Genomic DNA, 25,652 nt, shown 5'->3' with positions numbered 1-25,652 from the left:
CCCCATGTGCGCCGGGGGCGGATGAACCGTGACGGCGGAGGCCGGCTGTGCGACGACCCGCCGGATCGAGCGAGACGAATCACCCGGCGGCGCCGGCGAGCTCCGCCAACGCACGGCAGTCCGGGATCTGGAGGAACCGTTCTCGGACGGCGGCGTCCTCGACAAGCGCGGCCCGCCGGGTCAGAAAGCGGGCTGCGACCACCGGCACCTCCCGGGCCCACGGGTCGCCCAGAGCCTCCAGGGCTCGGTGGCAGGCGATTAGGGCGCGTCCGGGGTGCGGCTCTCCACACGGTTCGGGACCATTGGGTCCCATCGCGACGAACGCTTTGCGAGCCAAGGCCCGCGCCTCCTCAACGCGAGTGGCCGTGGCCAACGCATCGGCCAGGAACGCCTCGCTCTGAACAGTCTCGGTGGCCACGCCCAGCAGCCGGGTCCGGTCCGACGCCGCGGTGAGAGCATGCACGGCCGTCTGTGTGTCGCCGGTAGCAAGAGCGGCGAGCCCGAGGGCGATGTCCGACTTCGCGATCGCGAGCGGGATGTCGCTCAACGTCGCCGACGCGCGCGCCTCCTCTGCGAGGGACAGAGCGTCGGCGGGGCGGGACTCATCGAGCGCCAGGGCGCTCAGCGACGCGAGCGCATGGCAGACGAAGTAGTGCAGCGAGTGCTGGCGCCCCAACTGAACTGCGCGCTCGAGGTGCTCGCGCGCTGTCGTCCCGGCACCGGTGAGGCGCTCGGCTTCACCGAGGCGCTGAAGGGACGAGACGATGCCTTCGAAGTCCTCCACCCTCTCGCTCAGCTCCACGGCCCGGACGGCGGTGACGAGCGCCTCATCGAGGCGCCCGGTGTCCAGCGCGATGCTGTTGAGGTTGCCCAGCACGATGCCCTGGCGCAGGAGGTGCCCGTTGGCGGTGAAGACCGCGAGAGCCGCTTCTGAATGCACCTTGGCCTCCTCCATCCGACCGGCCAGCATGTGCACCGCAGCGAGCTGGCCGCTGACGAGTGCCTGACCCTCCTCGTCACGCACCTGCCGAAAGGCGTCTGCGGACTCCTCGAGCAGGTCGACTGCCAACCGCTCCTCGTGCAGGTTCGTCGCGACGACTCCCAACAGACGGAGCGTCTCGCCGACCTGTCGCATCGTGCCGGCCTCCCTGGCCATGTCCAGTGCCGCCTGCAGATGACGCCGGGCCTTCAGGTGCTCGCTGGCGAACGCGAGCGAGCGGCCTCCCATGATCCACGCCTCGACCTCGTCAGTGCGCAGCCCGGCCTTCTCCGCGAGGGCGGCCGCCTCTGAGGAGACCCGGACGGCGTCTGCGTACTCGGCATGGAAGAACAGCCACCGTCCTCGCACCAGGAGCACCTTCGCCCTGCGTCCCAGGTCGTCGCCGGCCGCCTCGACGAGGCTGTCCAGCACGGCCCGTTGCTCGTCACGCCGCCCGGTCCGGTCGAGCACGCGCTCCTTCTCGAGAAGAACCTCGAAGCGCAGGTCGTCGCGGGTGCCCGCGGCGGCCCGGTCGAGAAGCGTGAGCGCCTCGTCGTTGGCGTATGTGCGGGCCGCGTGCCGAGCGGCGCTCAGCAGCCACGGTGCCGCAGCCTCCTCCTCGCCGGCGGCGAGCAGGTGTTGGGCGACAGTGCCGGCATGCTCGTCCAGTCGCCCACTGGCTCGCGCGGTCTCGAGCACCCAGGCAGCGGCTCTCGCGTGGTAGGTGCGGCGCACCGGGCTGAGCAGGCCGTCGTAGGCGACGTCACGCAGCAGGGCATGTCGGAAGGCGAACTCGTGCGCGTGCGCGAAGGCCGACGACGGACGCTGATGCACGACCTCGCGCCGACGAAGGGCGTCGTAGGCCTGGGCCGATGGCGCCGGCAACCCCTCGGCGAGGTGTGCCACGGCGGCGTCCCAGAAGACTCGACCGATGACGCTGGCCCGGTCGACGAGGTCCCGTTCCGAGCGAGACAGCGTGTCGAGCCGCGCCTCCAGCACGGCGCGGAGAGTGCCCGGTACGGCCGCGGCGTTCGGCGGGGAGGGGAGGACGGTCCATCCCCCGGGACCTGTGCCGATGGTCCCGGTGTCGACGAACCAGGCGATGACCTCCTCGACGAAGAACGGATTGCCCTCGGTCGCGTCGACGACGACCTCTCGGACCCAGTCGGGGACGGTCTCGAGTTCATGGAGGATCTCGGATACCAGCAGACCTGCCTCTCGTCGCGAGAGCGGCTGGAGCCGCACCTCGCGGTGGCCAGACAGTCCCTCCCCCCAGTGCGGGTGTTGCTCGAGCAGGGTCGGCCGCGCCGTGGCGACGACGAGCAACGGGTATGCGCGAGGCCGGGCCTGCACGTCGATGAGCAGGTCGAGAACGGGGCGGTCGGCCCAGTGCAGATCCTCCAACAGCAGCACCACCGGGGCTTCATCGCACATCGCACGCATGGTGGCGTCCAGTGCCGACCACGCGCGATGCTGCAGGGCTGCAGGATCGAGAGGCGCGGTGTCTGTGGCCGAGGTGTCCGTCGTGGTGAATCCGAGCCAGCCGATCAGGTCCTCCGCTCCGCTCACTGCACCCGCCGACATCGCAGCCATGCCTTTGTGCCACTTCTCCAGGACCTCGGCGGGAGGGTCAGTGTCCTGGATCGAGAAGCGTTCGGCGAATGCGGACCGCACGAGGCCGTGCGGCATGCCGTCGGCAGAGGGGTCGGCGCGGCCCCTGAGCAGCCAGACGGTGTCGGGCAGGCTCGCCAGCCAGGCCTCGAGGTCGGCCAGGAGGCGCGATTTGCCGATGCCGGCGTCACCCACCACTGTCACAACGCGTGAGGCCCGCTCCTCGACCGTGTCCTCGAACAGCTTGGCGAGCAGCTTCAGCTCGACGTCCCGCCCGATGGTTCGTGTCGAGACCCCCTCCAACCCTCGCGCCGTGCTCCAGAACCCAGACTCTGCGGCCGAGTGGACGAGGTAGGTCCGCACCGGACGGTCCAGACCCTTGAGGTCGAGTTCGCCATGGTCCTGGAGACCGAATGAGCCACGCACGTGCCTGGCCGTCGCCGAGGACAGCAGGATGCCGTCGGGTGGGGCAGCCGTCTGCAGGCGGGCCGCGCGGTTGACCGTCGCACCGACCACGACGACGTCCCCGTCCCCCCGCTCGTCGAAGCTGCCCAGCACCACGTCGCCGGTGTCGATGCCCACGCGGGTGCGTAGCGCCTGCCCGTGCTCGGTACGCACCTCATCGGCCAGGCGGGCGAGATCGGGCTGTACCGATACGGCGGCCCGCACGGCTCGGTGGGGGTCGTCCTCACGGGCCCGGTCCATGCCGAAGACGCCGACCACGGCGTCCCCGATGAACTTCAAGACGTGCCCTCCCTGCGCCTCGACCGCCTCGCGCCAGAGCCCGAAGTAGCGTCCCATCAGCTCCCGCATGGCCTCGTCCCCCAAGGCAGCGGTCAGCGGCGTGGAGTCGACCAGGTCGCTGAACAGGACCGTGACCAGCTTGCGCCGGTCCCCGGGATGCGCGGAAAGCCGCTCCCGTCGCTGCAACAGAGGCCGCAGCGCCGCGTCGACGACCGAGTCGCCCAGCGTCTCGCGCTGACGCTCGAGGGCGGCGATTCCCTGGTCCAGAGCGTCCAGCTCACCGGCCGGGCCGTTCACGGACATGCACCGATGATGCTCGACCCCGGAGCCGCTGTCGAGTGTCCCGCATCATGAAGGTGGCACGAATTCGGGTCGGTCAATGTTGTGGATGGTCGGGTCGGCGGCGCCAGTTGTGGACCTTGTACGAGAAGTTCCAGGAAAGGGGGGTCGTGGAGTCGGATCGTGTTCAACTCGACCCGGAGTGTCTTCGCGCGTAAGGCGCGGAGTTGCTCGCTATCGGCCGAGGCCACGGACCTGACCGCAACGGTTCCGTCGAGCTTGCCGGGGACCTGTGTGAAGCTCGCGCATTGTCGAGCGAAAGCATTCCGATGAACGCCCCAGGAGCCGATAATTCGCTGAGTACCGCTGTTCCCGGCGGCGGGCCAAGTGGGCTGGACGTCGTAGGTGTCGAGGCAGACACGAGATGTTGGGTGGGACCCTCGCGCTCGTGGCAGTCATCGTTCTCGGGCTCAAGGTGATGGAACGCCGTGCATCGCAAGATGTTCGCGATCGCCTTACCGCCTGCGTGTCATGGGAAAGACATTGCCACCTGGCGGAGTCCGCTGGACCTGTGAGCCCCCGCGGGCCCATAAGGCGCCAGAGGGTGACACGTGACGCCGAATACCGTGAACTTGGCGTCGCTGCCTCCGGTGATTCGGTTGCCCGGTCCCCGCTCTCGGCTATGACGAAGAGAACTCGGTTGTCGAGGCCAGCAGCCGTCGCGCTCGACGACCAAGGTCATTCAAGTCCACCCGGCCGGCATCCGCTGCCGCCGCTAGCCGCGCCGCCAAGTCCAAGGCCTCATCGAGCTCAGGGCCAGCGATCGCCGCTTCCTGCCCCATGTCACGGAGGATGGTGCCCTCGGTCCTCGAGGCGGTCAAGGGCTCGGCGACTCCATCTATCCAGACCCGAGTGCGGCGCCCATCCCCGCGTTCGTCGCCGGTGATTCGCTCAAGCGCGAAGATGCGGTCGGCCCGCGCGAACTTGCCAAAGCCCAAAGCCACCATTCGAGTGTCAGATGCCACGCAGACAATCTTGTCATCGCACACGACAACTCGTCAGGCACCGCCTCGACGCGCGACGGACGAGCTAGTGTGAGGCGGCCGGAGACGAGATGCCTCCTTTCGCCGAGAGCCGGGGCATCGGGGCGACCGCGGGGTCCTGTCGTCCTGTGGGTTGTGGCTGCAGGGGGTGGCTGAAGTCGTTCTGGGATTCCTTGACTGGTTCGATAGGGGCTGCTAAGCCTGGACAACACTTCTACCGAAGGCGGTCGCCATGGGTCCAGGACGCGACAACACCGAGACACCAGGCTCGAGAACAGGTGAGTCGCCGGCGGCTGATGGGGGGAGGCGGCAGTCGCTGTCGGGGATGCGCGCCCGTCGCCGGTTGCGGGACGTCCCGGGGGTGGTTCGCCGGCAGTGGGTCGAGCGCGGACTGGACCTCGGGTTACAGGCGGCGCCCTCGGTGCAGGACCGGAACATTTCGTTGTTCTCGCGGGGCATGGACCCGCAGTTCGCCGGGATACCGACCTTTGCGCGGATGCCGTATGTGGAGGACGTGCAGACCATCGGCGGCTACGACGTCGCCGTGGTCGGGGTCCCCTTCGACATGGGCACGACGTACCGCAGCGGCACCCGCTTCGGGCCGGAGGCGGTGCGCACCATCTCGAAGGTGTACGACGCCTACAGCCCCGACCTGGGTATGGACCTGCTCGAGGAGGTGCGGATGTGCGACGTGGGCGACATCTTCGTCATCCCCTCGAACATCGAGAAGACCTTCGACCAGGTGGAGCTCGGCATCAGCCACATCCTCGACAAGGGCTGCTTCCCGGTGATCATCGGAGGAGACCACTCGATCGGGTACCCCGACGCCAAGGCCCTGGCGAAGCACGTCGACGGCAAGCTCGGCATCATCCACTTCGACCGCCACATCGACACCGCTGATCGCACCATGGACGAGCGGATGCACACCACGCACTGGTCGCACGCGACCAAGCTGTCCAACGTGCCACCGACCAACCTGGTCCAGATCGGCATCGGCGGCTGGATCGGCAACCACTCCGGGGTCCACGTGGCAGATGACATGGACACCACCGTGATCACCATGTTCGACGTCGACGAGCGCGGTATCGACGACGTCATGGACGTCGCCCTCGAGATCGCCTGGAAGGACGCGGACGCGGTCTACCTGTCGTTCGACATCGACGTCTTCGACCCCAGCTGCGCCCCCGGCACCGGCACCCCCGACGCCGGCGGCATGACCTCGCGCGAAGGCCTTCAGGCCGCGCGCCGCGCCGCACGCGAAGGCCTCATCGGCATGGATCTGGTCGAGATCTCACCGCCCTACGACAACAACGACATCACCGCCCTCCTGGGCGCCCGCGTCATCATGGACGTCCTGGCAACCCTCGTGGAGCACGGCCACCTCGGCAACCGCCTCACCCCCGAAGACCGCACTCAGGCCGAACGCGACCGGGACCAGGCAGCCGGCATCGACAACATGAACCTCCCCCGCCTCGGAGACCGCCACTACCCCTAGAAGCGACTACCCACTCCGCCACGTGCCGGCAGACGAGAGTCGACGATCGCCAGTGCGGTCCTCTGTTGTGCAGCGACCGCCACGAGACTTCGCTTTGAGCACTGAACAGCGTGGGAGCGGACCGCATTGGTGGAGGTGGCGGGAATTGAACCCGCGTCCAATGACGGGAGACCAGGGCTTCTCCGGGTGCAGTGCGCTGTGGAGTTTCTCGGCCCCAGGGCTCGCACGCACACGTCCCCTGACAGGCCCAGTCGGGTGGGAGTCCCGCGCCGACCCCCGACGAGCCGACGCAGCAAGATCTCTAGATGACGCTGGTGACTAAGCCGAGATCACACTTAGGCCAACGGACTTCGGGCTCGCTCAGGCGGCGAGGGCGAAGTCGGTGCGCTTGGAATCGGCACCTGTTGTTTTGCACGGAGCGTTGACGAGATGACCGTGCATCCTCGACCCGCTTCCCCTGACCAGCCGACCACTGTCGAAACCGATCACCCCCATGAGGGGGTTGCTCCCACGCTGTTCAGTTGTCTTCGTCGGTACAGCCAGAACGCGCAGAGCGCGCCTGTCCAGTATGCCGTCCAACGACCCGTCGCCCAAACGCATTCCCTAGGCTGGGCAACGATCGGCCCGCCCGCAAACCACCCGTCGGAGGTACGCCGTGTTCAGCAAGGTCCTGGTCGCCAACAGAGGCGAGATCGCCGTACGCGCCTTCCGTGCGGCGACCGAGCTGGGGGCGAAGACCGTCGCGGTGTTCCCGCACGAGGACCGCAACTCGGAGCACCGCCTCAAGGCCGACGAGTCCTACCAGATCGGGGAGAAGGGACACCCGGTTCGCAGCTACCTCGACTACGAGAACATCGTCCGGGTCGCGCAAGAGTGCGGAGCCGACGCGATCTATCCCGGCTACGGATTCCTCTCGGAGAACCCCCTGCTCGCCGAGGAATGCGCACGCAACGGGATCACCTTCATCGGGCCACCTGCCGAGGCGCTGCACCTCGCCGGCAACAAGGCGAGGGCGATCGCGGCGGCGCGTGCGGCCGGCCTGCCGACACTGCGGAGCGCCGCCCCCACGACCGACCTCGAGGCCTTGGCCGAAGCAGCCGAGGGGATCGGCTTCCCCGTGTTCGTCAAGGCCGTCTCGGGAGGCGGCGGTCGCGGTATGCGCCGGGTCGACGGACCCGGTCAGCTCCGGGACTCGCTCGAGGCGGCACAGCGGGAGGCCGAGTCCGCCTTCGGCGACCCGACGCTGTATCTCGAGGAGGCGGTGGTCAACCCGCGCCACATCGAGGTCCAGGTACTCGCCGACGCCACCGGCACCGTGCTCCACCTGTTCGAACGGGACTGCTCACTCCAGCGGCGTCATCAGAAGGTCGTCGAGATCGCCCCGGCCCCCAACCTCGACCCACAGCTCCGCGACCGGATCTGCGCCGATGCCGTCGCCTTCGCGGAGTCGATCGGATACGTCAACGCCGGAACCGTCGAGTTCCTGCTCGGTGAGGACGGTCGCTACGTGTTCATCGAGATGAACCCGCGTATCCAGGTGGAGCACACCGTCACCGAGGAGGTCACCGACGTCGACCTCGTCGTCGCCCAGATGCGCATCGCCTCCGGCGAGACCCTCGCCGAGCTGAACCTGCGCCAGGAGGGGGTATACGTTCGCGGCTTCGCCCTCCAGTGCCGCATCACAACCGAGGACCCCGCCAACGGCTTCCGTCCGGATGCCGGGCAGATCACCGTGTACCGCTCGGCCGGCGGTGGCGGGGTGCGACTCGACGGCGGGACGGTCTTCGTCGGGGCCCAGGTCAGTCCGCACTTCGACTCGATGCTCGTCAAGCTGACCTGCCGCGGGCGGACATTCGAGATGGCGGTGCGCAGGGCCCGGCGGGCGCTGGCCGAGTTCCGCATCCGGGGCGTCTCGACGAATATCCCCTTCCTCGAGGCCGTGCTGGCCGACCCGACGTTCCAGGCAGGTGAGGCGACGACGAGCTTCATCGACCAACGTCCCGAACTCCTCAACGCACGCATCCCCGCCGACCGGGGGACCAAGCTGCTCGCCTACCTCGCCGACGTGACGGTCAACCAGCCGTACGGCCCACCCCGAACGACCATCCGCCCCCGCAACAAGCTTCCCGAGATCGACCGGGATGCCCCGCTCCCCCGCGGGTCGCGCGACCTGCTCCGCGAGCTCGGCCCCGCGCAGTTCGCGAGACAGCTGCGTGAACGCAGCGACGTCCCCGTGACGGACACGACCTTCCGCGACGCGCACCAGTCCCTGCTCGCGACGCGGATGCGCACCCGCGACCTGCTCCACGTCGCAGAGCACGTGGCCCGCCTCACCCCCGAGTTGCTCTCGGTCGAGGCGTGGGGTGGGGCGACCTACGACGTCGCTCTGCGCTTCCTTTCCGAGGACCCGTGGGAGCGACTTGCGCTTCTGCGCGAGGCCATGCCGAACGTGCCGCTGCAGATGCTGCTGCGCGGGCGCAACACCGTCGGCTACACGCCGTACCCGACGAAGGTCAGCGACGCCTTCGTGCGCGAGGCGGCCGCCACGGGGCTCGACATCTTCCGCATCTTCGACTCGCTCAACGACGTCGAGCAGATGCGCCCGGCCGTCGCGGCGGTGCTCGAGACGGGGACAGCGGTGGCCGAAGTCGCCCTCTGCTACACCGGCAACCTGCTCGACCCGGCCGAGCATCTCTACACCCTCGACTACTACCTGCGCCTCGCCGAGCAGATCGTCGACACCGGAGCGCACGTCCTCGGCATCAAGGACATGGCCGGCCTTTTGCGGGCACCCGCCGCGCGTCGACTGGTCACGGCACTCCGCGAGAACTTCGACCTACCGGTCCATCTGCATACCCACGACACGGCCGGAGGCCAGATCGGCACCCTGCTGGCCGCGATCGACGCCGGGGTCGACGCGGTGGATGCAGCGTGCTCCTCGATGGCCGGGACGACATCGCAGCCGAGCCTGTCGGCCCTCGTCGCCGCGACGGACGGGACCGAGTGCCCGACCGGCCTCGACATCGACCACGTGTTCTCCCTCGAGCCGTACTGGGAGGCCGTGCGCCGGTTGTACTTCCCGTTCGAGAGCGGACTCGCCAGCCCGACCGGGCGCGTCTACTTCCACGAGATCCCCGGCGGTCAGCTGTCCAACCTGCGCCAGCAGGCCATCGCCCTCGGCCTCGGCGACCGCTTCGAGGACATCGAGGACATGTACGCCGCGGCCAACCGCATCCTCGGGAACATCGTCAAGGTCACACCGTCGAGCAAGGTCGTCGGTGACCTCGCCCTCGCCCTGGTCGGGCTGGGCGCCGACCCGCGTGAGTTCGAGGAGGATCCGACCCGGTTCGACATCCCCGACTCGGTCATCGGCTTCCTCGCCGGTGAGCTGGGCGACCCTCCCGGCGGGTGGCCGGAGCCGTTCCGCACGAAGGCGCTGCAGGGTCGGCAGAGCAAGCCGCGGGTCACCGAGCTGACGGCGGAACAGGAGGAGGCACTGGAGGCGGACCCGCAGCGCACTCTGAACACCCTCCTCTTCCCGGGGCCGACGGCCGAGTTCGAGCAGTCACGCGAGAGGTTCGGCAACCTCGGGGTCCTCGGCACGAGCCAGTTCCTGCACGGTCTGCAGTCCGGTGAGGAGTACGAGGTCGAGATCGAGGCCGGCAAGCGGCTCATCCTCGGCATCGCGTCGGTGGGCGAGGCGGACCGACAGGGTATGCGCACGGTCATGTGCACCCTGAACGGCCAGTTCCGCCCGATCCAGGTGCGCGACCGCAGCGTCACCGTCGAGACCAAGGCCGCGGAGAAGGCCGACACATCCAACCGCGGACACGTCGCCGCCCCGTTCGGCGGGGTCGTCACGCCGACCGTCGCCGAGGGTGATGCCGTGGAGGCCGGTGCGGTCGTCGCGACGATCGAGGCGATGAAGATGGAGGCGAACATCACCGCGGCCGTCGGCGGGACCGTCGAGCGCCTCGCGATCGGCGAACATCAGCAGGTCGAGGGCGGCGACCTCATCGTCGTCATCTCATGAGTCGTCGGCCGTCCGGCGACCACGCACACTACCCCTGAGCAGCGCTTTTGAGGTTTCGCCCGACCTTGGACAGCGGTAGGTTCGGTCATTGAGGGGGTCGGCGACCGCCGTCACCCACCCGCGAGGAAGGAGTCCACGATGGGCATTGGTGACAAGTTCGAGAACACCAAGGACGACCTGGTCGGCAAGGCCAAGGAGGCCACCGGCAAGGCGACCGACGACGAGCAGATGGAGGCCGAGGGCAAGGCCGACCAGACGAAGGCCGACCTCAAGCAGGCCGGCGAGAACGTCAAGGACGCTTTCCGCAACTGAGGTCTCCCGACGCGTGACGACGGGGCGTCCGGCTCAGGCCGGGCGCCCCGTTCCGTTACCCCGCGACGGCTACCAGGACCCGCCCGAGGCGCCGCCGCCACCGCCCCCGGAGAAGCCGCCTCCCCCGAAGCCGCCGCTGCTGAACCCTGAACCCCCGGAGGACCCCGGCGTGGACGCGAAGGTGCCCGCGGCGACGGTGGAGAAGTCGTTCATCGATGAGGCCATCGAGCCGTACGACCCGCTGCCGATGTACCAGGTCGGCAGGACGACGCTGTGACCGGCGGCGGCAGCCGCCTGCGCGACCTCCTCGAACGTCGTCGCCCACTTCTCGGCGATGCCGAACACGATCGCGTAGGGCAGGAAGCGGGAGAAGATCTGCTCGGCCTCCTCCCACCGGATCTGGTTCGCCTCAGCCGTCTCCATGTAACGACGGAACCCGAGTGACTGCGCGAGGACGGCACTGCCGTCAGCGGTCCGGCTGGCCATCCGCCGACCGAGGGCGATGACGATGAGCCCGGCGATGAACAGCCCGACCACCAGCGCCAGGAAGGGCGGGAAGGGGAGCCCGGTGTTGTCGAGGAGCCGCGCGATCGGCCCGAACGCGAGGAAGCCGAGCAGGATCGCCCCGCCGCACATGACCGCACCGAGCGACTGCCAGGACTGTCGCATGACGTCCGGCGACCTGCGGAACCAGCCTCGGTCGACCACCTCGGAGTACATCCGTCTCTGCACGAGGTCGAGCGTGGGGCGGAACTTCTCGCGTAGCGCGGACAGGCGCACCGGGGAGCCGGACGCGAAGATCCCGTCCATCAGAGCGTTCTCGTATGCGGTGAGCGGCTTCGCGTCCGGCGGCGGCGTGAGCCAGGTCAGCTCCCAGTCGTCGCGGCCGAAGAGGCCGCCCTTCTGGACCTCCTCGATCTTGAGGAACCCGCGCACGGCGAGGTCGACGATGGTCGCCGAGACGTCGACGGTGTCGGCCTGCTCGTCGACGATCGTTCCGACGAGCCCCGGTTGGACACCTTCGGGGGGATGGAACTGGACGACGACACTCGGGGTCCCACCACGCCGCACGGGCGCGTCCTCGCCGTGGCCGGGCGTCAGGCCGGGGGTGAGCCCCGCATACCACTCATCTCGCCCGCGCGTGTGCACGAGGGCGCCCATGAGCGCGGCCGCTCCGACCGGAAGGAGGACACCGGCCCCGACGAGCAGCCCGCCGAGCGCCCGCTGGGTCGCCGGCGGGAGCGAGGACTGGCTGTCCGGTCCGAAACCGTCCGTGGAGTCGTAGGGGACGAGGTCCGGGGTGAGGTCGCCGAAGGCCTCCCGAGGGAAGGACAGCACGATGGTCACCCCCTCCCCCGGTCCGACGTCCGGTGACGAGAACGTCGAGATCGCGCCGGTCTCGTGGGTGCACTCCTCGGTGGCACCGAGCTCACCGACGAAGCAGGCGGTGCGAGTCGCCGGCGCGGGTCCGGTGACGCTCGCTCGGATGCCCTGGTAGACGCTGTTGTTCGACGGGGCGATGAGGTTGTAGTAGAGCTCGGCGGTGCCGTCGCCGATGTCGTTGACCACCTTGGCCAGGCGGTAGGACACGACATAGTCCTGGGTGCCGCTCACGGTCCGGTTCGGGTCGCCCACCCTGATCCGGGTCGTCGCGCCGAAGTCGGTGACACCGACGTCGTCCGGCGCACCGGTCGGCGAGGAGGCGGTGATGTCGCTGATCCGGTAGCGGCGGTAGACCTCGTCGCTCTCCTGGTACCCGACCGACGTCGTCACGAGTCGCTCGATGCCGCGACGCGCCTCGTCACCGGGGAACTCCCAGGTGATCCGTTCGGTGACGAGCACCGAGCCGTCCTCGGCCACCTCGAAGGTGACGTCGAACGAGGTCGCCTGGTCGGCCATCGGCAGGGCGACGGCGGAGGCAGGCGCCACGGCCAGCAGGAGGAGGGAGAAGAGCAGAGCCATTGCCGCAGCGACGCGTCGCACGCCCCTGACCACCATGTCAGCGCCCCTTGTACCGAGCGCTCATGGCGCGGTCGACCTCACGGCGGTCCTGGCGCTCGCGCAGGGTCTGCCGCTTGTCGTGGAGCTTCTTGCCCTTCGCCAGGCCCAGCTCGACCTTGGCCCGACCGTCCTTGAAGTACAGCGACAGGGGCACGATCGTGTGGCCCGTCTCGCGGGTCTTGGCCAACAGCTTGTCGAGCTCCGCGCGGTGCAGGAGCAGCTTGCGCCGGCGGCGCGGCGTGTGGTTGGTCCACGTGCCCTGGACGTACTCCGGGATGTGCACCCCTTCGAGCCACAGCTCGTCCCCGCGGAAGGTGGCGTAGCCGTCGATGAGCGAGGCCCGGCCCATGCGCAGCGACTTCACCTCGGTGCCCATGAGGACCAGACCCGCCTCGACCGTGTCCTCGATGTGGTAGTCGTGGCGGGCCTTGCGGTTGCTCGCAATGAGCTTGTGTCCCTGCTGCTTGGCCATGATCGACAACGCTACATCGTCGTCCGGACGTCGAGGACGCGCATTCCGCGGCGCCTGGCGCCGCCTCCGGTCAGAGCCAGCGACGCGGGTCCTTGGGGACCCCGTCCTCGTAGGTCTCGAAGTGCAGGTGCGGGCCGGTCGAGTCGCCCGTGCTTCCGATGTAGCCGATGACCTGACCCTTGCGCACCGTGCCGCTGCGGACGGCGAAGCCGTTAAGGTGCTTGTAGACCGACACCAGGCTGACGCCACGCTCGATGCCGTGGTCGATCATGATCATGTTGCCGCCACCGCCGCCCCAGCCGGCGGAGATGATCCGGCCTCCGGCCGCCGCCACGACAGGGGTGCCGGTGTTCCCCGCGTAGTCCCGGCCGGCGTGCAGCTGCCAGCGATCGTGGATCGGGTGGAACCGCATCCCGAACTCCGAGGAGATCCAGCACCCGCTCGGGCACGGTGAGGCCAGGACGCCGCTCGGAGCCGGCGCGGGTGCCGGTGCCGGTGCCGGCGCACTGGACCCGGAGCCGCGCGATGACCGCGCGGCGGCCTCCCGTTCGGCCCGGGCCCGCGCCTCGCGCTCGGCACGCGCCTTGGCCTCGCGCTCCGCCCGCGCCTTCGCCTCGCGCTCCGCTTTGAGCTTGGCCTGCCGGGCGATCTCGACCAGGACTGCCTCGAGCCGGGCCTGCTCGGCTTCGGCAGCCGCGAGGTCCGCCTCGGTGGCGGCCCTCTCGGCCTCCAGGGTCTCGGTCTGGGCCTGCTGCTGTGCGGCGAGCTCGTCGAGCTGGCGCTTGGCGGCATCCGCCGCCGCCCGCGCGGAGGTGGCGCGCTCGAGTGCCGCCTCCGCCTCGGCCTGGGCCTGCTGCTTCTCGACGCGCAGCGCCTCGAGCAGGGCCTCCTGGGCGGCCTGGTCGGCCTTCGCGGTGTTGAGCCGGCCGATCTGACCATGCTGGACGTCCATCACGGTGTCGACCATGGCGAGGCGGTCCGCGAACTCCTGCGGGGTCGTGGCCTCCATCGCGATGGCGAGCTCGCCGATGCCGCCCTGCTCCTGGTAGATCTGGGCGGCGAATCGGGCCACATCGTCCCGGGACGCCTCGATCGCCTCCGTGGTGCGGGCGAGCTCGTCGCGGGCGCGCTCCTCCTTGGCCTGGGCGACCTCGAGAGCGGTGCGGGCCCGTTCCTCCTCGGCGATGGCGGCGGCCTCGGCCGCCTGGGCCTGCGCGAGCGCGGCCTCCGCGCCCGGGATCTGGGCCTGCGTCTCCTGCAGGGCGTTGTATGCGGCGCTCAGCGCGGAGTTCGTCTCGTGCAGGTCACCGGTGAGCGACTCGACCTGGGCGTCGGCACGCGCCTTGTCCCGCGCGGGGTCGTCCGCGGCGACGGCCGTGACCGTGACAGCGAGGGAGGCGACCACGCAGGCGCTCGTCAGCGCCGCCGCGCGCCGGACGGCACGCGACAGGAACTTCCCGGCGTCGGGGGGTGCAGTCATGAACTGAGCGGGGGACCTCGTGGTTGACTCGGCGTGCTGTCACAGACGTCACAACAGTCACAGGGTGCTCACGAGCATAACCGTGCCCCTCGGGTCAGACAACCTAGACGCGCAGGTACCGCCACAGCGTGACGGTCGACGTGAGCACGGCCAGGGCCACGACCCCCGCGAACATCAACGGGGCCACCGCGAAGACGTCGGAGTCGCCGATGAGCGCCTGGTCGAGGACCACCTGGTTGAGGAAGCGGCTGAAGATGTAGTGCACGGTCGCCCAGAGCAGGCCGAAGGCGAGCAGGGCGCCGAGCACGGCGGCGATGAGCGTCTCGATGACGAAGGGGACCCGGATCGTGAAGTTCGAGGCCCCCACGAGTCTCATGATCCCGATCTCCCTCCGTCTGCTGAACGCCGACTGGCGGATCGTCGTCGCCATGAGCAGGATCGCCGCGAGCACCATCAGCGCAGCGAGCAGCACCGAGAACAAGGTGATGTAGTTGATCACCGTGAAGAACCGGTTGAGCACCCGTTCCTGGTCCTGGACGTAGGCGACCCCCGCGGCGCCCTCGAACTGGGAGACGACGACGCCGAACCGGCTCGGATCCTCGAGCTGGACCCGGTAGGACTGCGGGATGTCGCCGACCTGGATGTTCCCCGCGAGAGGGCTGTTGCGGAACTGGTCCTGGAACCGCGAGTACGCCTCCTCCTCGGACTCGTAGAAGACCTGCTTGACCTCGGGCAGGGCCTCGAGCTGGGTGAGCAGGGTGGACTTCTGCTCCTCGGTCACGGCCCCGGTGCCGCAGTTGGGCCGACTCGAGTTGTCCGTGCAGAGGTAGATCGAGACCTGCACGCGGTCGTACCAATACCCCTTCATCGTGTCGGCCTGGCGCTGGGCGAGCAGGCCCAGGCCGAGGAGGTACATCGACACCATCGTGACGAGGACGACCGAGACCGTCATCGACGCGTTCCGTCGGATGCCGGTCCAGATCTCGCCGAGGAGGAAACGGGGGCTCATGAGTGCTCGATCGTGAGGTAGTCGCGGGTCTGGGGTGCCGCAGCGGCTGCGGTCGTCGCGGTCATGAGGCCGGCATGTAGGTGCCGTGCTCGTCGTCGCGCACGATCCGACCGTCGGCGAGCTCGATCACCCGGCGGCGCAGGTCGTTGACGATCGTGTCGTTGTGCGTGGCCATGACGACCGTCGTGCCCGTGCGGTTGATCCGTTCCAGGAGCCGGACGATCTCGAGACTGATGGCCGGGTCGAGGTTTCCGGTCGGCTCGTCGCAGAGCAGGATCATCGGCTTGTTGACGACGGCCCGCGCGATCGCCACCCGCTGCTGCTCGCCGCCGGAGAGCTGGTGCGGCAGCCGCTTCTCCATCCCGGTCAGACCCACCATCTCGAGGGTCTCGGGGACCACGCGCCGGATCGAGAGGCTGGACTTGCCGATCACCTGCAACGCGTAGGCGACGTTCTGGTAGACCGTCTTGCCGGGCAGGAGGCGGAAGTCCTGGAAGACGACGCCCATCTGGCGCCGGAGCCTGGGCACCTTGCGCAGCGGCATGGCGCCGAGGTCGTGACCCGCCACGAGGACCGTGCCCGAGGTGGGGGTCTCCTCGCGCATGACGAGACGGAGCATCGTGGACTTGCCGGAACCCGACGGCCCGACGACGAAGGCGAACTCACCCCGCTCGACCTCGACCGAGACCCGGTCCAGGGCCGGCCGCGTGCCGCGAGGGTACTTCTTGACGACGTTCTCGAAGCGGATCATGCGGCGACTCCCCTGCTGTCCGAACCCCTGCTCTGGTCCCCCTGCTCACTCACCGGCTAACCCTCCCTGGCCGCCGTCTTCTCCGCGTTGCGCCGCCACCGGATGCCCGCTTCGAGGAATCCGTCGATGTCACCGTCGAACACGGCGCTGGTGTTGCCGACCTCGTACTCGGTGCGGAGGTCCTTGACCATCTGGTAGGGGTGGAGGACGTAGGATCGCATCTGGTCACCCCAGCTGGCCTTGACGTCGCCGGCCATCTCCTTCTTCGCGGCGGCCTCCTCGGCCTGCTTCATGAGGAGCAGTCGGGACTGCAGGACCCGCAGCGCGGCGGCCCGGTTCTGGATCTGGGACTTCTCGTTCTGCATGGAGACGACGATTCCGGTCGGCAGGTGCGTCATCCGCACGGCCGAGTCGGTCGTGTTGACCGACTGCCCCCCGGGCCCGCTGGAGCGGAACACGTCGACCTTGATCTCGTTCTCGGGGATCTCGATCGAGTCGGTCGACTCGATGAGCGGGATGACCTCGACGGCCGCGAACGAGGTCTGGCGACGGCCCTGGTTGTCGAACGGACTGATCCGGACCAGCCGGTGGGTGCCGCCCTCCACGGAGAGGTGCCCGAACGCATACGGCACATCGACCTCGAACGTCGCGGACTTCAGCCCGGCCTCCTCGGCGTAGGACGTGTCCATGACCTTGGTCGGGTAGCCGTGGCGCTCCGCCCAGCGCAGGTACATCCGCATGAGCATCTCGGCGAAGTCGGCGGCGTCGACCCCGCCCGCGCCGGCCCGGATGGTGATGACGGCCGCACGCTCGTCGTACTCACCGGAGAGGAGGGTGCGCACCTCGAGCTCACCGACGTCGCGACGGAGCGCCTCCAGCTCACGCGCGGCCTCGTCGAGCGTCGCCTGGTCGTTCTCCTCGGTGCCCATCTCGACGAGCACCTCGAGATCCTCGACCCGCTGGTCCATGCCGGTCACCCGGTCGTACTCGGACTTGGCGCGGGAGAGGTTGGACGTCACCACCTGGGCCCGCTCCTGGTCATCCCACAGGTCGGGCTGGGACGCCTGGGTCTCGAGCTCGGTGATCTGCGCCTCCAGCCGCGCGAGATCGGTCACCTCGCGCACGGAGTCCATCGTCGCGCGCAGGTCCCGGATCTCTTGGGTGAAGTCGACAGCCACGAGGCCCAAGCCTACGTCAGCGAACCGGGCACTCCCGGCAGCACCGAACCGGTGCGGCGGAGCACGCGGAGCGAGCCGGTCACCGACACCTCGTCGAACGCGCCGGACTCCAGCGCCCGCCGCACGACATGCCACGGCGCCTGCCCGCCGTCACGCGGGTCGGAGAAGACGTCGTGGACGAGGAGCAGGGCCCCGTCGGTCAGGTGCGGGGCGAAGGCGGCGTAGTCGTGCTGCGCGACCTCATCGGTGTGGTTGCCGTCGAGGAACAGCAGCTCTAGCGGGCTGGTCCACCACGGAGCGACCTGCTGGGTCGAGCCGACGAGCAGCGTGACGACGGGCTCGAGGCCGGCGTCGTGGAGGGTATGCCGGGCGTGCGGGAGGGTCTCCAGGCGCCCGGTCCGCGGGTCGACCAGCTCGGCGTCGTGGTACTCCCAGCCCGGCTGGTTCTCCTCCGACCCGTGGTGGTGGTCGAGGGTGACCAGGTGTGCCCCCGCCGTCTCGGCGACGGAGCCGAGGTGCACGGTCGACTTCGCACAGTAGGTCCCGATCTCGAGCCACAGGCCGGGGCGGGCGTCGGCTGCGGCGGCGCGCAGCGCGTCCGCCTCCTCGGCCGGCAGGAAGCCGCGAGTCCGATCGGCGACGGCCCGGCGTTGGTCGTCCATTCACCTCACCCGGTTCCGGCCGGGGCGACAGCAGGGGTATGCGCTGGTCGCCCCACGTCCCGGAACAGCCCCGAGGCCGGGGTCAGGTCGTGCACGGCATCGGTCGCGAGGATGACGGCCGCAGCGGTCCAGGTCGTCTTCTCGACCGGCCAGACGGCCCGGTCCGGCCAGACGTACCCCGTCCAGTAGCCGCCGTCGTCGGCGCGGTGCATCTCGACGTCCGCCAGGAGCACGAGGGCGTCGTCGCGCCGGCCGATCGAGTCGAGCGTGATCGCGAGCTCGGACGACTCCGCGGGCGTGGCCCACGGACGGTCCGCCACGCAGCGGATGCCATAGCCCGGAGCGATGAACTCCGCCCAGCGGCGGTCGATGTGCCGGTGCGCCGCATCGCCGGTCACCGCGCCTCCGAGCACCGGGTAGAACCAGTCCATGGAGTGGGTGGGCTTGTCGATGAACACCCCGTCACCGGCGCGGGCGCCGCGGACGGCCGCAGCTAACCGGTCCCGGGCACGGCCCCACTCCGGCCTGTCATGACCGAGACGCGTCGCGATCTCGAGGGCGCAGCCGAGCGAGAGCACCAGGCACGAGCTGCCGGTCAGCAGGCCCTCGTCCCACCACTCCCCGGTCGGCGCCCGCCCCCAGGCGATCGCGCCGGTGGACAGCTGCGCGCCGACGACGAGATCGACGGCGCGCTCGAGCACCGGCCAGTGCCGGGCCAGCTGGTCGACGTCCCCGGTGAGGAGGTGGTCGTGCCAGAGCCCGACGGCGACATAGCCGCACTGGTTCGTGTCGACCGTCGCCTCGGTGACGCGCTCACCCGAGGTCTCCATCGGCCAGGAGCCGTCCGGCGCCTGCGTCGTCGCCAGCCACGCCATCGCGGCCCTGGACTCCTCGAGCCGTCCGACCACACCGAGCGCCATCGCCGCCTCGACGTGGTCCCACGGGTCGGCATGGTGGCCCCGGAACCACGGGATCTGTCCGCTCGCGAGCTGGTGACCGGCGATGAAGTCGCCGGTCCGCTCCAGAGCGGACCACCGCATACCCATCAGCGGGTGTCCTCGTCGGGCTTGCGGAAGTAGAGGACGACACTCTTGCCGAGCACGGGGTTGAGGACCCGCTCCCCCACCCGGGTCAGCGTCGGGCGGGTCATCATGTCCCACACGAGCAGGCGGTGGTATGCGCGGGTCAGGGCCGTCTCGCGGTCGACACCGACGGCGCACTTGAGCCACCAGTAGGGCGAGTGCAGGGCGTGCGCGTGGTGGGACCCGGTGAACACGAGGCCGCCGGCCTCGAGCGAGGCCCGCAGCTCGCTCGCCCGGTAGATGCGGACGTGGCCGCCCTCGACCTCGTGATAGGCGTCGGAGAGGGCCCAGCAGACCTGCTCGGGCCAGCGGCGGGGGACGGTGACGGCGACGAGCCCTCCGGGCACGGTCACCCGGACGATCTCGGCGATGGCGCCCCGGTCGTCGGGGAGGTGCTCGAGGATCTCGGCGGCGATGACCCGGTCGAAGTGACGGTCGGCGAAGGGCAGGTCGAGGGCGTCGGCCACGTGCGTGACCGCCGCGGCCGGCGCGACGATCTCGCCCTCGAGGGCCATCGCGCCGACCATCGCCTCGACCTGCTCAAGGTCCTCGGCGGCGAGGTCGACCGCCACGGCCTCGGCCCCACGACGCAGGATCTCGTAGGTGTGGCGCCCCTGGCCGGCCCCGAGGTCGAGCACGCGATGGCCCGGACCGACGGGGAAGCGGTCGAAGTCGACGGTCAGCATGGGTCCATTGTGTGCGAACGGACCGCCTGCTCAGGCAGGCGGTCCGTTCTGTGCTGCGGGTGCGGTGATGAGTGTGCGGCGCTCGGGTCGTCCTCAGGCGGTCGCCCGCTCACGGGTCGACGCCGCGTCGGTCGCGGCGGAGGGCTCGGAGCTCGCCGCCTCGGTCTCGGTCGAAGCAGCCGGCTCGTCCGCGCCGGTGGCCTCCGCGTGGTCGGCGAGGATGCGTTTGGCGCTCTCGCTGACCGTGCCGTCGAGGTGGATCGACCCGGTGGCGGTGACCCCCGACCGTCCGCTGCCGCCGACGTAGATGCGCAGCTCGGGGTGGCTCTCTGCAAGCAGGGAGACGGTCTCTCCGGCCGCGACCGCGTCGTCGGTGGTCGGGACGCTGACGCAGACGATGTCCGCGGTCCGGGAGGTGACGGCGTGAAGCCAGGCATCCGGCGGAACGTCGGCACCGAGGTAGGTCACGTCGCAGCCGTTGCGGCGCAGGCTCGTCGCGAAGGCGAACGCGCCGATCGTGTGGCGGGAGCCCCGGGGGGTCCCGATGACGACCCGAGGGCCGGTGACCCTCGTGTGGGATGCCTCGTCGAAGGCCTTGGACAGCCGGCGCTCGATGCCGGCACTGAGGAAGTGCTCGCCGGCGACGGACAGCCGACCCTCGGCCCACGCCTTGCCCGTGGCGACGAGGATGGGGCCGAGCCAGATGTCGACGAGGTCGTCGAAGGAGTGGATCGAGAAGGCGAAGTCGAGCTCGTCCGAGACGCGCGGGGCGTCGAGCGCCTCGGCCGCCTGCATGATGACCTCGATGTGCTCGGCTTCCTCCTCCGGGGTGGGCGGCACCGGGTCGGGCCGGACCTCCTCGGTGGCGACGGGCAGCGGCGCACCCTCGCCGTCCCCGTCGTTCATGACATAGGCGGCCGCGTGCCGCGGCGACCAGCCGGAGGCGATGAGCGAACTCATCCGGGTGAGGCGACGGAGAGCGGCATCGTCGTAGACGCGGTAGCCGCCCTCGGTGCGGATGGGTTCCACGACGCCGTAGCGACGCTCCCATGCTCGGAGGGTGGACGGGCTGACTCCGCAGAGTCGAGCTGCGCTGCTGACTGAGTGCATGGTGATGACTATACCCCCAAAACCCTGCACGCACCTTGTACGTGCAGGTGAACCTTGTACAAAACGTGATTTCTACCCGTGCGGGTGCGTGCTGATCGCCTGCCGGTACACCTCCACCGTCCGTGCTCCGATGGCCGTCCAGCTGAAGCGCTCAGCGACCCGCGTCCTGCCGGCCTCTCCCATTCGGGCCCGCAGGCCCGGGTCTGCGAGCAGCTTGTCGAGGGCGACGGTCAGCGCCCCTGGGTCACCTGCGGGAACGAGTAGCCCGGCCCGGCCGTCGCGGCCGACGACCTCCGGCAGGGCGCCGGCGTCCGACGCGACCACCGCACATCCGGAGGCCATCGCCTCGATGGCGGGGAACGAGAAGCCCTCGTAGAGCGAGGGCACGCATCCGATCTCGGCGGAGGAGATCAGGTGGGCGAGCTCTTCCTGCGAGAGACCGTGCACGAACCGCACCCGGTCACCGAGGTCGAGGTCGCGGACGAGCCGCTCGGTCGCACCGCCGCTCTTGAGTTTTGACACGACGACGAGGTGGGCAGGGCTCTCCTCCGGGAGGGCCGCCATCGCGCGCAGGAGGACCGGCACGCCCTTGAGGGGGATGTCCGCGCTGGACAGGCAGACGATGCGACCCGGTATGCGTGGCCCCCGCGGTGCGAAGACCTCGGTGTCCACGCCGACCGGGATGACGGAGAACTGCTCCGGACGCATCCCGAAGTCCTCGACAGCGTCATCGCGGCTGCTCTCGGACACGGTGATGACCGACCCGTCGGCGAGCCTCCGGGCCACTCTGGCCTGCATGCGTACGAAGCCGAACCAGCGGCGCTGAGTCAGGCGGTGCAGGCCGCGCGCCTCGGCGAGCGCCACGCGCCGATCGACGGAGATGGGGTGATGCAGCGTCGTCACGAGCGGGAGCTCGGCGTCGCGGACCCGCAGCATCGCGGGGGCGAGGGTCTGGTTGTCGTGGACGACGTCGAAGTCGTGACGCCGGTCGACGAGGATGGGGGCGACCCGGCGCGCGAACGTGCGCGGCTCGGGGAACCCGGCGGTGCACATCGTCGCGAACTCGAGGACGTCCGTGCGGTCGCGGAACTCGCGCAGAGCCGGGGTCCGGAACGGGTTCGCGTCGTCGTAGAGGTCGAGGCTGGGGACCTCGGTCACTCGAAGGCGCCCGGTGTCGAGGGCCGTGAGACCGGACATGTCCGGGTAGGGCTGGCCGGAGAAGACCTCGACGTCGTGCCCGAGGTCGGTGAGCGCGTGCGCGATCTGGCGGACGTAGATGCCCTGCCCACCCGAATGCGGCTTCGATCGATAGGAGGTCAGCGCGATGCGCAGCGGGACGTCCACCCCCCGTCTGGGACCACCCGCACGAACGTTCACCCGACGACCCTACCCGCGAGTCACCTGTGCACCTCAACGAGTGCGACGACCCCTACGGATGCGAGGAGGCATCAGCCGACGAGGCCTGCGCGGGCACTGCCGCGCACGGTGATCGTCACCGAGCTGCCGACGGCGTCGAGGAGGGGCCCGACGACGGGCAGCTCGACCCGACCCGTGACGACGACGACGGCCGTCGTGCCGTCGGGCGTCCCGGTGCCCGCCTCGATCCCCCAGACCGTGACCCGGCTCGGCCGGTCCCGATCGCCGAGGTAGCCCGTCGCCGACTCCCACACGGTCGCGTCGCTGATCGCGACCGCGTCGTCGAGGCCCTGCTCGTAGGCGCGGGCGTCCAGTGCGTCGGCGGCGTCGAGGGCCGCGCCGTCCACCACGTCGAGCAGTTGGACCCGCGCGAGCTGCGCGCTCGTGGCGACGACGGTCCCGAGGATGAGCAGGACGGCGATCGCCATGCACCCCGTGACGAGAAGCGTCATGCTCCCGTCCTCGGCAGTCGGCCTGGACCGGCTCACGACGCGCTCCGGAACCGGTCGACGGTCGACACCGACGTGGAGTCGACCGGGATCCGCAGCGGAACGACGGCCCGTGCGAAGTCAGGGACGAGCGGCAGCGGCACGGACACCTGCGCGCGGGTCGTGATCCGCCCCTCCGGCCGCAGGCACGGCGAGCCGTCGCACCCGATCTCGAGGTCACCGGCGAAGCCGAAGTCGGCGAAGGCGATCTCCGCCGCCGCGTAGGCCCGTCCGGGGGCGCTCTCGGCGGACTCAGCCGTCACGTATGCGCGGCCCGCCTCGCGCGCGGCCTGCGCCACCGCATACGTTCCGGCCTGGATCCGCGCGACGGTCAGGACGAGGTAGATAAGCGGTACGAGCACGACGACGGTGAGGAAGACGAACTCGACGACGGCACTGCCCCTGTCCTCGCGGTCGAGCCGAGAGGCCAGTGCGCGCAGGTCTTGCGGTCCACTCACTGTGACTCCTCGAAAGCCCGCCCCGTGACAGTCAGGCCGCGGTCGGGTCCGATCGGGCCGAGCACGGGGATGGGCGCCCGGATGGTCACCACGACGACGGCTACGCCGTCGACGCTGCCGCCGCCCGCGGTGATGTCCTCCGCGAACCGGGCGGAGAGCGAGCCGGTCACCACCTCGCGCGCCCGGGCCACCCCCGCCTGTGGCCCGGCGTCCAGACGTGCCCCCGCCCTGGCCCCTTCGGAGGCCGCCAGGGTCAGCGTGTTGCGCACGTGCAGCGCGAGTCCGAGCTGCATGACCGCGAGGAAGACGAAGATCACGAGTGCGCTGACGAGGGCGAACTCCGAGACGGCGGCGCCGCGCTCATCGCGTGCCACCCCCTGCGGGACAGCCGCCGGGTCAGCGCGACACGTCATCGATCGCGTCGTTGAACAGCCGGGTCAGGGCCGGCTCGGCGAGCGCCCAGACGGCGGCGACGATGGCTGCGGTCATGAGGGTCACCATGACCCAGCCGGGGATGTCTCCCCGCTCCTGGGCCGCGACGGCGGCGGCTCGCTGGCGGAGCCGGATCGTGAGCTTCGTCAAGGTGGTGGTCATGCTCTGGTGTCCTTTCGGTGACTGGTGAGGGGTGTCGACAGGTGTTGTTCGATGGGGCGATCGGTGCGTCGTCACAGCGAGAAACTGAGGAAGGAGAAACCGGGGAAGGCGGCGAAGACGACCGTGATCGGCAGGATGAGGAAGACCACCGGGGGTATCATCGGCTAGACCTTCCTCAGTAGGAGTCGCCGTGTCGGTACCAGCAGGCATCTACCTTCGGATTTCGCGTGACTCGGAGGGCCTCGGTTTAGGTGTCCAGCGGCAGCTGGACGATTGCGAGAAGCTGGTCAAGCAGCTGGGGTGGGAGCTGGTCCAGGTGTACGAGGACAACGATGTGAGTGCCACCAAGCGCAAGCCGCGACCTGCTTACGTTCGGATGATGCAGGACGTGGAGCGCGGAGCGATCAAGGCCGTCGCAGTCTGGGACGTGGACCGTCTCACGAGGACTCCCCGCGAGCTGGAGGACATCATCGATCAGGCCGACCGGGTCGGGTTGAAACTCGCTTCCGTTGGCGGAGACATCGACTTAGCTACCGAGCAAGGCCGGATGATGGCTCGAATGAAGGGCACGGTGGCTCGCTATGAAGTTGAGCAGCAACGGCGACGGCAAAAGGCCAAGCATCGTCAGTTGGCTGCCGCCGGCACTCATATCGGAAAGCGGCCCTTCGGGTGGGACTTCAGGCCCGATCGCACGTTGGCCATCAACCCCGAGGAGGCCGCCGTCATCCGCGAGTGCGTGGAGCGCGTGCTCGCCGGGCAGGCCCTGTGGCGGATCTGCATCGACTTAAACCAACGCGGGATCACGACCAACTCTGGCAAGGCGTGGCAGAGCGTCGTGTTGCGGCAAATGCTGCTGCGGTGGCGGAACTGTGGCGTGCGGACTCATCACGGAAAAGCCGTAGCGCTTGGGCAGTGGGAGGCGATCATCGACCAACCCACCCACGAACGAGTCGTCGCCCTGTTGACCGACCCAGGTCGTCGAAGCAGCAACCGCGGCTCCGAGCCTAGGTACTTGCTCACCTCGATTGCACGCTGCGGCGTTTGCGGCAGGGACCTAGTGGGGACGAACGAATACACCTACGTCCTCAAGACCGGACGCACTCGGTTCTATCCCCACACCTACACGTGCCCACACTCGGGATGTATGAAAGTCAGGCGGCGCATGGCCGATGTGGACGAGCTCGTCACCCAAGTGGTCGTGGGCGTCCTTGAACGTGACGGAGTTCGGCTGCTAGGCGGGGACCCTGGAGTTGCGGCACACGCCCGCACGCGCATTGCTGCACTGGAGGCCAAGCTCGCACTAGCAGCTGACCAGTTCGCTGACGACACCATCTCAGGCGACCAACTACGACGGGTTTCCGAACGCATTAGGCCTCAACTGGCAGCAGAGCGCGGCCGTCTCGCCGCAGCACAGCCGAGCCCCGAGCTGACAGAGTTCGCTGGGAGCAGCGTCCGAGCGGCGTGGGAACGGGCCGATGTCGAGACCCGCAAACACATCATCCGGCTCCTTGGCATGGACATTGTCATCAAGCCAATCGGCTCCGGCAAGGGTCGCATCTTCGACCCCGACGCCGTACAGATCGAATGGACGAAGGCCATCGTCGGCCGACCTCCCTCTCCTTAACAAGACAACCTCGAGGACCCGCTTGACAATGTGACTGTGACATCACTGCGCCGACAGGACAGCAGTGTCACAGCGCCCACTGTGGGCGCCTTCTCCCAAGGCTAGGAGGCTCCCCTGGGTGCAACGGCCCTCGTGCCCAGTAGGT

21 protein-coding genes and 1 other RNA gene are annotated in these 25,652 nt (G+C 69.4%); 4 read left to right on the top strand and 18 right to left on the bottom strand.

The genetic code is table 11. The features are described from left to right. Nucleotides 1-79 precede the first annotated feature (79 nt). Nucleotides 80-3,637 (bottom strand): adenylate/guanylate cyclase domain-containing protein, encoded by a 3,558-nt coding sequence (locus tag GA707_RS13965; protein WP_152179068.1) that lies wholly within the window; start codon nucleotides 3,635-3,637, stop codon nucleotides 80-82. 656 nt (nucleotides 3,638-4,293) lie between these two features. After that, nucleotides 4,294-4,638, bottom strand: a complete 345-nt coding sequence (locus GA707_RS13960) for a hypothetical protein (RefSeq protein WP_152179067.1) — start codon at nucleotides 4,636-4,638, stop codon at nucleotides 4,294-4,296. Between the two features lie 343 nt (nucleotides 4,639-4,981). On the opposite strand from GA707_RS13960, the gene speB reads away from it, so the two are divergent. Continuing rightward, the gene (speB, locus tag GA707_RS13955; RefSeq protein ID WP_152179066.1) at nucleotides 4,982-6,151 is read left to right on the top strand and encodes an agmatinase; all 1,170 of its coding nucleotides are present in this window, start codon (nucleotides 4,982-4,984) and stop codon (nucleotides 6,149-6,151) included. Between the two features lie 127 nt (nucleotides 6,152-6,278). Here the strand turns inward: speB and ssrA are convergent. Beyond that, nucleotides 6,279-6,644, bottom strand: a transfer-messenger RNA (tmRNA) gene (gene ssrA, locus GA707_RS13950). A 162-nt stretch (nucleotides 6,645-6,806) separates the two neighbouring features. Here ssrA and GA707_RS13945 point away from each other — a divergent pair. Beyond that, nucleotides 6,807-10,184, top strand: coding sequence for a pyruvate carboxylase (locus tag GA707_RS13945; RefSeq protein WP_152179065.1), 3,378 nt, complete (start codon nucleotides 6,807-6,809; stop codon nucleotides 10,182-10,184). Between the two features lie 138 nt (nucleotides 10,185-10,322). Continuing rightward, nucleotides 10,323-10,496 carry a CsbD family protein gene (locus tag GA707_RS13940; RefSeq protein ID WP_152179064.1) on the top strand — a complete coding sequence of 58 codons (174 nt, stop codon included), beginning with the start codon at nucleotides 10,323-10,325 and terminating at the stop codon, nucleotides 10,494-10,496. A 69-nt stretch (nucleotides 10,497-10,565) separates the two neighbouring features. On the opposite strand, the gene GA707_RS13935 is transcribed toward GA707_RS13940, so the two are convergent. The 15 genes from GA707_RS13935 to GA707_RS13865 all read right to left on the bottom strand — a co-directional run bounded on the left by GA707_RS13935 (nucleotide 10,566) and on the right by GA707_RS13865 (nucleotide 23,883). Next, the gene (locus GA707_RS13935) at nucleotides 10,566-12,494 is read right to left on the bottom strand and encodes a DUF2207 domain-containing protein (protein ID WP_226963805.1); all 1,929 of its coding nucleotides are present in this window, start codon (nucleotides 12,492-12,494) and stop codon (nucleotides 10,566-10,568) included. 1 nt (nucleotide 12,495) lies between these two features. Beyond that, entirely contained in the window at nucleotides 12,496-12,969 is a 474-nt protein-coding gene (gene smpB / locus GA707_RS13930) for an SsrA-binding protein SmpB (RefSeq protein WP_152179063.1), read from the bottom strand. A gap of 70 nt (nucleotides 12,970-13,039) precedes the next feature. Then, on the bottom strand, nucleotides 13,040-14,449 hold the full coding sequence (locus GA707_RS13925; RefSeq protein WP_152179062.1) for a M23 family metallopeptidase: 1,410 nt from the start codon (nucleotides 14,447-14,449) through the stop codon (nucleotides 13,040-13,042). Nucleotides 14,450-14,552: 103 nt separating this feature from the next. After that, on the bottom strand, nucleotides 14,553-15,458 hold the full coding sequence (gene ftsX / locus GA707_RS13920; protein WP_152179061.1) for a permease-like cell division protein FtsX: 906 nt from the start codon (nucleotides 15,456-15,458) through the stop codon (nucleotides 14,553-14,555). A 61-nt stretch (nucleotides 15,459-15,519) separates the two neighbouring features. Beyond that, nucleotides 15,520-16,209 carry a cell division ATP-binding protein FtsE gene (gene ftsE / locus GA707_RS13915; protein WP_152179060.1) on the bottom strand — a complete coding sequence of 230 codons (690 nt, stop codon included), beginning with the start codon at nucleotides 16,207-16,209 and terminating at the stop codon, nucleotides 15,520-15,522. A gap of 56 nt (nucleotides 16,210-16,265) precedes the next feature. Next, entirely contained in the window at nucleotides 16,266-17,387 is a 1,122-nt protein-coding gene (gene prfB / locus GA707_RS13910) for a peptide chain release factor 2 (RefSeq protein WP_152179059.1), read from the bottom strand. Nucleotides 17,388-17,398: 11 nt separating this feature from the next. Next, nucleotides 17,399-18,049, bottom strand: a complete 651-nt coding sequence (locus GA707_RS13905; protein ID WP_152179058.1) for a class I SAM-dependent methyltransferase — start codon at nucleotides 18,047-18,049, stop codon at nucleotides 17,399-17,401. Nucleotides 18,050-18,054: 5 nt separating this feature from the next. Further along, nucleotides 18,055-19,089 (bottom strand): prenyltransferase, encoded by a 1,035-nt coding sequence (locus GA707_RS13900; protein ID WP_193315341.1) that lies wholly within the window; start codon nucleotides 19,087-19,089, stop codon nucleotides 18,055-18,057. A 5-nt stretch (nucleotides 19,090-19,094) separates the two neighbouring features. Further along, a complete protein-coding gene (locus GA707_RS13895; RefSeq protein ID WP_152179057.1) occupies nucleotides 19,095-19,817 on the bottom strand; it encodes a class I SAM-dependent methyltransferase in 723 nt (240 codons plus the stop codon). A 93-nt stretch (nucleotides 19,818-19,910) separates the two neighbouring features. Then, on the bottom strand, nucleotides 19,911-20,927 hold the full coding sequence (locus tag GA707_RS13890) for a cobalamin-dependent protein (protein ID WP_152179056.1): 1,017 nt from the start codon (nucleotides 20,925-20,927) through the stop codon (nucleotides 19,911-19,913). 72 nt (nucleotides 20,928-20,999) lie between these two features. Further along, complete coding sequence (locus tag GA707_RS13885; RefSeq protein WP_226963804.1) at nucleotides 21,000-22,304, bottom strand: glycosyltransferase family 4 protein; 1,305 nt, start codon at nucleotides 22,302-22,304, stop codon at nucleotides 21,000-21,002. Between the two features lie 71 nt (nucleotides 22,305-22,375). Next, nucleotides 22,376-22,795 carry a hypothetical protein gene (locus tag GA707_RS13880; RefSeq protein WP_152179055.1) on the bottom strand — a complete coding sequence of 140 codons (420 nt, stop codon included), beginning with the start codon at nucleotides 22,793-22,795 and terminating at the stop codon, nucleotides 22,376-22,378. Between the two features lie 32 nt (nucleotides 22,796-22,827). After that, entirely contained in the window at nucleotides 22,828-23,289 is a 462-nt protein-coding gene (locus tag GA707_RS13875; RefSeq protein ID WP_226963803.1) for a pilus assembly protein, read from the bottom strand. Then, nucleotides 23,286-23,702, bottom strand: a complete 417-nt coding sequence (locus GA707_RS13870; RefSeq protein WP_152179054.1) for a TadE/TadG family type IV pilus assembly protein — start codon at nucleotides 23,700-23,702, stop codon at nucleotides 23,286-23,288. The genes GA707_RS13875 and GA707_RS13870 overlap by 4 nt, the downstream gene beginning before the upstream one ends. After that, nucleotides 23,686-23,883, bottom strand: coding sequence for a hypothetical protein (locus GA707_RS13865; protein ID WP_152179053.1), 198 nt, complete (start codon nucleotides 23,881-23,883; stop codon nucleotides 23,686-23,688). Before GA707_RS13865 ends, GA707_RS13870 begins: the two co-directional genes overlap by 17 nt. A gap of 190 nt (nucleotides 23,884-24,073) precedes the next feature. Between GA707_RS13865 and GA707_RS13860 the strand changes: the two genes are divergently transcribed. Beyond that, nucleotides 24,074-25,507, top strand: coding sequence for a recombinase family protein (locus GA707_RS13860; RefSeq protein ID WP_152179052.1), 1,434 nt, complete (start codon nucleotides 24,074-24,076; stop codon nucleotides 25,505-25,507). The last annotated feature ends 145 nt before the right edge of the window (nucleotides 25,508-25,652 follow it).

The sequence above is a fragment of the Nostocoides sp. F2B08 genome (assembly GCF_009184895.1).
Lineage (GTDB): Bacteria > Actinomycetota > Actinomycetes > Actinomycetales > Dermatophilaceae > F2B08.
The sequence above is the reverse complement of the archived record's forward strand: the minus strand, read 5'-3'. Positions and strand labels throughout refer to the sequence as shown.